Below are 7,696 nucleotides of genomic sequence, written 5' to 3'. Positions count from 1 at the left end.
GGCAGTTGCTCGACATCGTGCCCAACCACATGGGCGTGCTCGAAGCGGACAACCGGTGGTGGCTCGACGTGCTCGAGTGCGGTCCGGCCTCGGTGCATGCCCGCACTTTCGACATCGAGTGGCATCCGCCCGAGCCTGAACTGCGGGGCCGCGTGCTGCTGCCGGTGCTGGGGGACCACTATGGCCGCGTGCTGGAGGCGGGTGAACTGAAACTGGCGTTCGACCCTGACAGCGGCGAATTCGCGGTTCACTATCATGCGCACCGTTTCCCGATCGACCCTCGAGACTATCCCGCCATCCTGGGTGCGGCTGCCCCCGTGCCGGGCGACGACAGCGCGCGCATCCTGCTTGCCGTGCAGTCCCTGCTCGATGCATTGGGGCAGCTACCTGACCGCAACACCGCCGACGAAGGCGACCGTGCGCGCCGCCAGCGCGACAAGGTCTTGCTGAAGCAGCAGCTCGCCGAACTGCATCGCTCGCACGAGTGGATCCGGTTGTGGGTGCACGGTGCGGTCCTGCAGCTCAATGGACAACCAGGCAACGCAAGCTCGCTGGACGGACTCGATGCGCTCCTGCGCCGCCAGGCCTATCGCCTCGCCTTCTGGCGGGTGGCCGGCGACGATGTGAACTACCGACGCTTCTTCGACGTGAGCACGCTGGCCGCGGTGCGGATGGAGGACGAGTCCGTCTTCGAACTGACCCATCAGACGGTGATGCAATGGGTGGACGAAGGCCTGGTGCAGGGGCTGCGGATCGACCACCCCGATGGCCTGAGCGATCCTCAGGCCTACTTCGTGCAGCTGCAGTCGCGACATGTCGCCATGCAGGTGGCCCGGGATGTGCAGCCGCGTGCCCTTTACATCGCCGTGGAAAAGATCCTGGCCGAACACGAACGCATCCCGCCAGACTGGCCGGTTCACGGCGGCACGGGTTACCGCTTCGCCAATCTGGTCAACGGCCTGTTCATCGATGCCAGCCAGGAGGCGGAGATGAATGCCGCCTATGCCGGTTTTGTCCGGCAGATCCCCGACTTCGACCGCATCCTGCAGGACGCGAAGCGCCTCATCATGTCCACCTCGCTCGCCAGCGACCTCCAGATCCTGACAGAGGCCTTGCACCGCGTGGCAACGATGGACCGGCGCACCTGCGACTTCACCCGCAAACGCCTGCGCGAGGCGCTCACCGAGGTCGCAGTGGGTCATCCGGTCTACCGCACTTACATCGGGGAGCAAGGCGTCAGCACCGTGGACGAACGTCACGTGAACTGGGCCTGCGCCGAGGCAAGGCGCCACAGCCCGGCGTCCGAGGTCAGCGCCATCGACTTCATTCAGGACGTGCTGCTGCACGCCGCCGAGGAGGACAACGAGGCCCGCCGCAAGGCGATGTATGCCTTCATCCGTCGCTGGCAGCAGTTCACGGCCCCGGTGATGGCCAAGGCGATGGAAGACACCGCGTTCTACCGGTATCACCGCCTACTCTCGCTCAACGAGGTGGGGGGAGACCCTCGGCGCTACGGCGTGTCGGTCGCGGCCTTCCACGCGGCCAACCTGATGCGCTTGCGTCATACGCCGCACGCCATGGTCGCCACCTCCACCCACGACAGCAAGCGGTCAGAAGACGTGCGAGCCCGGCTGAGTGTGCTCTCGGAGATGCCGCAGGCCTGGGCCGCGGCCCTCACGCGATGGCAGGCGCTCAACAAGCCACTGACCGAACGCATGGACATCGTGGTCGAGCCGGAAGACGAGTACCTGTTTTACCAAACCCTCGTCGGCATCTGGCCGCTGACCCAGCCCGACCAGTCCGAACTCGAGGCCTTGCGCGAGCGCATCCAGAGCTACATGCTCAAGGCCGTTCGCGAAGCCAAGCTCCACACCAGCTGGATCAACCCGGATCTTGCCTATGAAGCCCACCTGGCGCGGTTCATCGAGCGCTTGCTGAGCACGCTCGATCCCAACCCCTTCCTGACGGACCTGCAGTCTTTCATCGAGCCCGTGGCCCGCCAGGGCGTGGCCAACGGCCTCAACCAGGTGCTGCTCAAGTTCACGGTTCCCGGCGTGCCCGATCTTTACCAGGGCTGTGAGTGCTGGCAGTTCAACCTGGTCGACCCGGACAACCGCCGCCCCGTGGACTTCGCAGCCATGGCACACCTGCTCTCGAGCGTGCAGGCCGCCTACGTACACGGCGCCCTGGAGGAGCATGTCGCCCTGCAGTGGCTGCGTCACCCGGCCGACAGCCACATCAAGATGGCGGCCACCTGGCGGCTGCTTTCCCTGCGACAGCGGCATCCGCGGCTGTTCGAACTCGGCGACTATCGCCCCCTGGCCGCGGAGGGCCCCGGTGCCGACGCGCTCGTCGCCTTCATGCGTCACCTCCCGGGCGACGGAGTCTGCGTGGTACTTTCGTCTCGCATGGGACTGAGGACCGGGGGCTCGCCATGGGCTGATGGCGACACGCTGCGTTGGCCGGTCCTGGCAGAACAGGCCTCGCATGACGCCGACCCGACCTGGTACGACGTGCTGACGGGGCGGGAACTGCCTGTCATGCGCTCACTGGAAAGCGACGCTTCTTGCTGGCAGCTTCGCATCGCCGATGCCCTGGCCTGGTGGCCTCTGGCGGTGGTGGTGCCATCCTGGGTGCAGGCGACCCTGAAGGCTCATGAGGCCGGGGCATGAGTTCGCCCCCGAATGCCGGCCTCGGCAGCCTACTGGCCCCGCTGGCCTTTCTTGGCGAAGCGTTGTTGGCCATCGCGCACGGACTGCCGCGCCGCTGGCGCTTTCGCAAGGCCGATTTCGCACGGGTGCTCGCGGACAGCAGCGCCCGCGCCCTGCCCATCGTCCTGGTAGTGAACCTGCTGGTAGGCGCCATCCTGGCGTTTGTCGGAGCGGTGCAACTCGTCAAGTTCGGTGCGGGCATCTTCGTGGCGGACCTCGTCGCGATCGCCGTGGCGCGCGAAATGGGCGCTGTCATCACCGCCGTGGTCATGTGTGGGCGCACTGGGGCGGCCTTTGCCTCGGAGCTGGCCACCATGCACGCCAACGAAGAGATCGACGCGCTGCAAGTGCTCGGCTTGCCTGCCATGGACCACTTGGTGGTGCCGCGCGTACTGGCTCTGTTGGTGATGATGCCGCTGTTGTACGCCTACGGCTGTGCCGCCGGCTTCCTGGGCGGCTTTCTGGTCGGCTGGGGCATGCTGCAGCTGGCGCCCCAAGCCTATCTGGACCGCAGCCTCATGGTGCTGCAGGGCACGCACTTGGCACTGGGCTTCAGCAAGGCCGTGGTGTTCGGGCTGCTGGTGGCGCTGGCAGGCTGCTTTCACGGTCTGAACGCACCGCGCCATGCCGCGGGGGTGGGCATGGCAGCAACCCGTGCCGTGGTCACCGGCATCGTCGGGGTCATTGCGCTGGATGCCGTGTTCGCCGTCTGCGCCAACGCGCTCGGGGTTTGAGCATGGGTGCCCCGCTGGTTCAAGTCGAGGACCTGTGCATGCGCTTTGGCGAGCGGCTGATCCAGTCGCACGTGAGCTTCGACGTCGCGCCCGGTGTGATCTTCGCCATCATGGGGGGCAGTGGCTGCGGCAAGAGCACCTTGCTGCGCCACATGATCGGGCTGCTGGAGCCCGCCGCGGGCCACATCGCCTACGACGGGTGCGACTACTGGCAGGCCGACGAGCAGGAACGCACCCGCATCCGCAAGCAATTCGGGGTGCTGTTCCAGAGCGCCGCCCTGTGGTCGTCCATGAGCGTGCTCGACAACGTGCTGCTCCCGCTGGAGCAACTCACCGAGTTGAGCGCCAGCGAACGCGAGGACCGCGCCCGGGAGGCGTTGGGGTGGGTCGGTCTGGCCGATGCGGCCGCGGTGCAGCCCGCCCAGCTCAGCGGCGGCATGCGCAAGCGGGCCGGGTTGGCGCGCGCGATCGTCACGCAGCCGCGGCTGCTGTTCCTTGATGAGCCCTCGGCCGGTCTGGACCCCGTGAGTTCGCGGCGACTGGACGACCTGATCCTCATGCTGCGAGAGCGCACGGGCGCGGCGGTGCTGCTGGTGAGCCACGAACTCCCCAGCCTGATGGCCATCGCTGACGACGGCATCTTCCTGGACGCAGAGCGCAAGCAACCACTGGCGCGAGGCAGTCCGCGTGCGTTGCTGGACACCCCGTCGCTGCCCGCGCCGGTGCGCGCCTTCCTGACCCGCGAGGAGGCGGGCATTGCATGAAACGGCACGCTTTGCTCACAGGCGTCTTTGTCACAGGCGCGGTCGCACTCCTGATCGTGGCGGTGCTCATGCTCGGCAGCGGCGGGCTGTTCGGGCGCACCCTGCGCGCCGTCGTGTACTTCGAAGGCAGCGTGCGCGGGCTGTACGTGGGCGCGCCGGTGACCTTCCGGGGCGTGAAGGTGGGCGAAGTCGACGACATCGACATCGATGTCGAGCCCGATACCCTGGCCACCCGCATCCCGGTCAGCCTCACGCTTCGAGCGGGCAGCATTCGCATGGGCGGGCCCGAAGGCCAGCGGCTCAACAACATCCCGGATCTGGTTCAGCGTGGCCTGCGCGCCCGTCTCGTCCTGCAGAGTGTCGTCACCGGCCAGACGGGGATCGACCTCGACCTCAAGCCCGGTACACCTGCACGCCTGCTGTCCCGGGGACGCAGTCGGATACCGGAGATTCCCGCTGCGCGCGACCGCCTGGACGCGTTGCTCGAGCAGCTGACCACCTTGCCGCTCAACGACTTGCTGGGGGACGTGCGCACCACCATCCGCAGCCTCAACCAGGCCCTGCAGGCCACACAGGCGCATGTGGGCCAGGCCAGCGCGCAACTGGTCCGCACTGCCCGCCAGGCCGAAGAGACCCTCGCCGTCGGGGCCAACGCCCTGCAAGCGGTCCAGCAGCAGACGCGCAGCACGTTGGCCGCAGTCGAAGCCTTGTCCAGGCAAAGCGAGCAAGTGGTCAGGGAGACAGCCCCCGAGCTTCAAGGCAGCCTGCGCAGCACCCGAGAGGCAGCCGACGCGGCCCGCACCGCGCTCGGGCAGGTCGCAGACATCACGGCGCCCGGTGCGCCGGTGCGTGCCGATCTGGAAGGCGCCGTACGCGACCTGGCCCTGGCATCGAGAAACCTGCGCGCCCTGTCCGAGCGTCTTGAACGCCGACCCAATGCCCTCCTGTTTGGTGGAGAAACGGAACGATGATGCCTCCCCCCGCCCCGGTACGCCGCGCCGCTCTGGTGATCGGCCTGTGTGGCCTGCTGGCCACCAGCTGCCGCACAGCCCCTGATCCGGTGATGCTGACCCTGCCCCTGCCCCTGCCCGCTGCGGCAGGCACGCCGGAGCCCCTCTCGCCCGGCATGACGGCTCCCCCGGTGTTGCAAATCCGTCGGGTGGCGCTGCCGGAGCACCTGCTGGATCGGCATGTGCGCTACCGGCTGGGCGCCGGCACCGTTGTGAATTGGACTGACGCCACGTGGGCCGATCGCCTTGATGTCTCGATCACGGAACACCTGGCCATGCGCCTGCGGGCGGCCTTGCCCGGCTGGACTGTGTGCGTGCGGCACTGTCCTCTTCAGCCGCAGACCTTGACCCTGCGGGTCGAATTCGCCCCGTTCGACCTTCTTCAGCCACAGGGTGAACTCGTGGCAGATGTGCAATGGTGGCTGGACCGCTCCGCGCTGTCCGGCGTCTTGACGCACGCCGGACAGCTGAAGCACCGCGAACCGGTCAGCCCGCCGACGGCGGCCACGCAGGCCGTGGCCATCGGCAGGCTGCTGGACCTGCTGGCGGCCCAGATTGCGTCCCTCAGCAGGTCTCGCCTGCTCTCAGAACACGAACAACGCCAGCAGGATGATGATGGGCAGCGGAACGCCCAGAAGCCACAAGAGGATGGCAGCCATGATGTCGTCCTTTCGATCAAGAGGTGATGGGTCTGCTCAGGCCAACGGGGTGCCGCCCAACGCGGCCGCGTCACGGTGCCGCCCCCCGAACGTGGCCATCCAGGCGGCCACGAATGCGCCAGCGAGCAATGCCACGAACATCCACAAGGCGGTGTACGCGCTCGCCCGGCGTGCGTCGTCGGCGTGCTGACGAGCGGTGTTCTGCGCTTCGGTCAGCGCTTGCCTCGCCTTGGTCAACTGACCTCGCACGCGCCGCTCGGCTGCATCGGGGGGAAGGCCTGTCCGGGCAAAGACCAGCTGAGCCAGAAACCGCACGTCCTCGTCCGGCATGGCGCCTGTGCGCAAGGCGTTCACCCATACGCGCAGGGCTTGAGCCCGCTCCTGTTCTCGCATCGCCTCCGTCGGGGCAGGTGCCCGTTCTGGCGCGGGTGCAACCGCCGCCCCATCCGGAGAAGCCGCCGGAGCCAGCGGATCGGCTCGCAGCAGCGTGTCCACCCAGTACCCGGCCATGTCGGATTCCCCCGCCGAGCTGCTCAGCGCATTCGACGCCCCGCTCGCCACCGCCCCTGCGGTGCGCGTTGCAGCGCCCAGGACATTGCCCACGGCCGATCCCATCACGCCGACCATCACCAGTGTCGCCACACTCCACGCCACCAATCCCTGGGCCGTATCGCGGAAAAACACCTCCGAGCTACGCACCCGGGCCCAGCGGCCCCGCAGCCGTCCCGCCAGGTAGCCGCCCAGACCCGACGACATCACCTGCGTGAACGTCACCCATACGATGGCGGAAACGGCCAGCGTGCCGCCTTCTACCCCTTCGTAGCGCCATGGCGAGACGCTGGAAAGCCCCAACCCCACCCCCAGCACGAGCAGGATGAAGGACAAGGCCGTCGCGGCCACCGCACCAGCGAGGGCTCCGCCCCACGCAAGGCCGGAGGTCGACTCGGTGATCAGGGGAGGCTCAGGGACGGTGCGATTCAACGTGGGGGGCTCAGCCACATGGGCAGTCGGGCTCATGGTGTCTCCGATGGTCGAGTTGAGAAAACGGTAAGGGGTGCTCAGTGCGTCGTGGACGAACCGCCCTCACCGCCACTTGAAGCCTGCTGCTGGCTCGAAGAGCCACCGCCAGCCCCTGCGCTGGCCTGCGACTGGCCGGAGCGATCGGGTGAGGCCGGCTCCGAGATCGCGCCCAGGGTCTTGCCGGCCTCGCCCTCCGAACTCTTCACCGCAAGGTCACCCAGCGACAGCATTCCCACCAGATGCTTGTCGCGGTCCACCACCGGCACGCGGCGAATCTGCGCGTCCGCCATCTGGCTCTGTACCTCGTCGACCGACTGGTCCTCGAAGCAACAGACGGTGTCTTCGGTCATCACGTCCGCAACCTTGGTCTGCTCGATCGCGCAGGCCTGGGCCACCGCCCGGATCACGATGTCGCGGTCCGTCAGCATGCCGACGAGCCGGTCGCCATCGCACACCGGCAAGGCGCCGATGTCCAGTTCGTCCATGGCCTGTGCGGCGGCCACCAGGGTGTCGTGCGGCGCGATCGAACGCACGCCCCGGGTCATGGCTTGAGATACCTGTGTCATGTCCGTCTCCTTCAGAGTGAACGGGTCAATGGAGGCCTGACACCGGCAAGCCTCGTACCGACCCTCCATCGTGGGTTCAGGGGGCATGGGGCTTGCAGCCTGAGCTAGGGATGGTCTGCAAAACCGCCGCATGCAGCCCTGAATGTGAGACAGTGACAGCATGAAGCAGATGAGCCTGAGCACCACTGGATTTGAACGCAAGACCAAGAGAACGCGCAAGCGCGAGTTCCTC

General features: G+C 67.4%; 7 protein-coding genes. 5 read left to right on the top strand and 2 right to left on the bottom strand.

The window, feature by feature from the left end:
• From treY to QZ709_RS08135, 5 genes are all read left to right on the top strand, one after another.
• Positions 1–2,672, top strand: a 2,672-nt coding sequence (treY, locus tag QZ709_RS08155; RefSeq protein WP_294636770.1) for a malto-oligosyltrehalose synthase, incomplete at its 5' end; no start/stop codon positions are given.
• Positions 2,669–3,445 (top strand): ABC transporter permease, encoded by a 777-nt coding sequence (locus tag QZ709_RS08150; protein ID WP_294636769.1) that lies wholly within the window; start codon positions 2,669–2,671, stop codon positions 3,443–3,445. The genes treY and QZ709_RS08150, both read left to right, overlap by 4 nt.
• 2 nt (positions 3,446–3,447) lie before the next feature.
• Positions 3,448–4,209 carry an ATP-binding cassette domain-containing protein gene (locus QZ709_RS08145; RefSeq protein WP_294636767.1) on the top strand — a complete coding sequence of 254 codons (762 nt, stop codon included), beginning with the start codon at positions 3,448–3,450 and terminating at the stop codon, positions 4,207–4,209.
• Complete coding sequence (locus QZ709_RS08140; protein ID WP_294636765.1) at positions 4,206–5,180, top strand: MlaD family protein; 975 nt, start codon at positions 4,206–4,208, stop codon at positions 5,178–5,180. The genes QZ709_RS08145 and QZ709_RS08140 overlap by 4 nt, the downstream gene beginning before the upstream one ends.
• Positions 5,177–5,905, top strand: coding sequence for an ABC-type transport auxiliary lipoprotein family protein (locus QZ709_RS08135; protein WP_294636763.1), 729 nt, complete (start codon positions 5,177–5,179; stop codon positions 5,903–5,905). The genes QZ709_RS08140 and QZ709_RS08135 overlap by 4 nt, the downstream gene beginning before the upstream one ends.
• A 9-nt stretch (positions 5,906–5,914) precedes the next feature.
• On the opposite strand, the gene QZ709_RS08130 is transcribed toward QZ709_RS08135, so the two are convergent.
• Positions 5,915–6,895 carry a hypothetical protein gene (locus QZ709_RS08130; RefSeq protein ID WP_294636762.1) on the bottom strand — a complete coding sequence of 327 codons (981 nt, stop codon included), beginning with the start codon at positions 6,893–6,895 and terminating at the stop codon, positions 5,915–5,917.
• Positions 6,896–6,936: 41 nt separating this feature from the next.
• Positions 6,937–7,464, bottom strand: a complete 528-nt coding sequence (locus QZ709_RS08125; protein WP_294636761.1) for a CBS domain-containing protein — start codon at positions 7,462–7,464, stop codon at positions 6,937–6,939.
• Positions 7,465–7,696 lie beyond the last annotated feature (232 nt).

The organism is uncultured Aquabacterium sp. (assembly GCF_913773725.1).
Taxonomy (GTDB): Bacteria; Pseudomonadota; Gammaproteobacteria; order Burkholderiales; family Burkholderiaceae_C; genus Aquabacterium.
Note: the sequence above shows the minus strand (reverse complement) of the source record. Positions and strands in the feature narration are given on the sequence as shown.

Bases quoted from the DNA above. Each gene is read 5' to 3' on its own strand.
- QZ709_RS08150 (WP_294636769.1), top strand. From the start codon at position 2,669: ATGAGTTCGCCCCCGAATGCCGGCCTCGGCAGCCTACTGGCCCCGCTG.
- QZ709_RS08145 (WP_294636767.1), top strand. From the start codon at position 3,448: ATGGGTGCCCCGCTGGTTCAAGTCGAGGACCTGTGCATGCGCTTTGGC.
- QZ709_RS08140 (WP_294636765.1), top strand. From the start codon at position 4,206: ATGAAACGGCACGCTTTGCTCACAGGCGTCTTTGTCACAGGCGCGGTC.
- QZ709_RS08135 (WP_294636763.1), top strand. From the start codon at position 5,177: ATGATGCCTCCCCCCGCCCCGGTACGCCGCGCCGCTCTGGTGATCGGC.
- QZ709_RS08130 (WP_294636762.1), bottom strand. From the start codon at position 6,895: ATGAGCCCGACTGCCCATGTGGCTGAGCCCCCCACGTTGAATCGCACC.
- QZ709_RS08125 (WP_294636761.1), bottom strand. From the start codon at position 7,464: ATGACACAGGTATCTCAAGCCATGACCCGGGGCGTGCGTTCGATCGCG.